The following is a 1,866-nucleotide window of genomic DNA, read 5'->3' on the forward strand; positions in this document are numbered from 1 at the left end:
GCGGAGTTGCCGGGTTCGACGGCGGTGGCGGCTTCTTCGAGTTCGTCTTGGCCGAGGATGCCGGAGTGGACGCCGTCGAAGACGGTGAGGTCGAGTTGTCCGTCGCCGTCGAGGTCGGTGATCTCCAGGGCGACGACGGTTCCGTCCTGGTCCTTGCGGATGAACATGAGGTCGAGGATGCGGACGATGCCGCGGTCCACGAGGTCGACGAGGAGGGGGAAGGCCTCGCCGGTCATGCGGTTGCCGGGGAACTCCACGACGACGTAGTCGATGGGGCCCATCTCGTCGATCTGCTCGCTCACGGTGGTCACCTTCGGGTGTTCGTCGGCCCCCGTCAGCCATTGCACCACCGAGCCCGGGTGGCCGCACCCCGTGTGCGTGCGGCCCTTTCTCGTGGGGGGAGGGGGTGTCACTCGGTGGGCGGGGTGGGTGTCACTCGGGTGGGCTGTTGGGGTCGCTCGGTCGGCGGCGTTGGGGTGGCTGGTGGGGCGGGGGTGGGGTGGGGTCGGTGGCATGACTGGTAGCGATGCGTCTTCGCCGTCCTCCTCGTCCTCCTCGTCTTCGTCGTCTTCGTCGGGGGGTGTTCCGTCGGGGGGTGGGGCGGGTGGTGAGTTGGAGGAGCTGCGGCGTCGGGTGCATGAGTTGGAGAGTGCCCGGCATGAGCCCAAGCATCGGTTGAGGGCGTTGGGTGCGACGTTGTTGATCGTTGTGGCGTCGGTGTTGTCGCTGTTGGCGGTGGTGGCGGTGTGGGCGAACAGCATCGTGCGTGACACGGATCGGTATGTGGCGACGGTGGCGCCGTTGGCGTCGAATCCTGATGTTCAGGCGGCGGTGACGAATCGGGTCACGGCGGCGGTGTTGGATCAGATCGATGTGGATGCGTTGGTGAAGGAGCTCAGTGATGCGGCGGCGGAGCGGGGGGTGCCGCCGAAGGTGTCGACGTTGATCGGGAATTTGGACGGGCCGATCACGAGCGGGATCAAGCAGTTGGTGAGTACGACGGTGATGAAGGTGGTGTCGTCGCAGGCGTTCGAGACGGCGTGGACGAATGCCAATCGTCGGGCTCATGCGGCGGTGGACAAGGCGTTGACGGGTTCGTCGGACAGTGTGGTGCGGGTTGAGAACAATCAGGTGGCGATCGATGTCGGGCCGATCGTGGCGCAGGTGAAGGATCGTCTGGTGGATGCGGGGTTGGGGGTGGCGTCGAAGATCCCGGATGTGCACACGAATTTCGTGGTGGTGCAGGGGCAGGACGTGGGGAAGGTGAAGACGTATCTGCGGGTGTTGCAGATCGTGGGGGTGTGGTTGCCGGTGATTGCGGTGTTGGTGGCTGCGGGTGGGGTGTTCTTGGCGTTCAATCGGCGGCGGGCGTTGATCGGGGCGGCGGTCGGGGTGTTCCTGGCGATGTTGTTGTTGGGGTTGACGTTGACGGTGTTTCGGTCGGTGTATTTGGATCATCTGCCGGCGGGGGCGAGTCAGGGGGCGGCGGGTGCGATTTATGACGCGTTGGTGAAGTTCCTGCGGTCGAGTGTGCGGGCGGTGGGTGCGTTGGCGGTGGTGACGGGGTTGGGTGCGTTCTTCGTGGGGCCGTCGCGGCCGGCGGTCTTCACGCGGCATTTCTTCGGTCGGGGTATTGCGTCGGGGCGGGAGGTGGCGGTCTCGTCGGGGATGCGGTTGGGTGCGGTGGGTTCGTTCGTGCACCGGTTCAAGAAGTGGATCGGGGTGGCGATCTTGCTGGTGGCGGCGATCGTGCTGTTCACGTGGGACTACCCGACGATGATGGTGGTGATCTGGACCGCCGTGATCGTCCTGGTCGGCTTCGCCCTCCGCGAGTTCCTCGACACCGGACCCACCCCCACCCCCACC

General features: G+C 65.9%; 2 protein-coding genes. One reads left to right on the top strand and one right to left on the bottom strand.

Going from position 1 to position 1,866, the window contains the following annotated elements:
- Window positions 1-281 (bottom strand): DUF6325 family protein (locus tag ACIQCH_RS38375; protein WP_402589010.1); only part of this gene is annotated, 281 nt, incomplete at its 3' end.
- A gap of 352 nt (window positions 282-633) precedes the next feature.
- On the opposite strand from ACIQCH_RS38375, the gene ACIQCH_RS38380 reads away from it, so the two are divergent.
- On the top strand, window positions 634-1,866 hold a 1,233-nt coding region (locus ACIQCH_RS38380; protein ID WP_402589008.1), incomplete at its 3' end, for a hypothetical protein.

The organism is Streptomyces sp. NPDC093225 (genome assembly GCF_044753805.1).
Classification (GTDB): Bacteria; Actinomycetota; Actinomycetes; order Streptomycetales; family Streptomycetaceae; genus Streptomyces.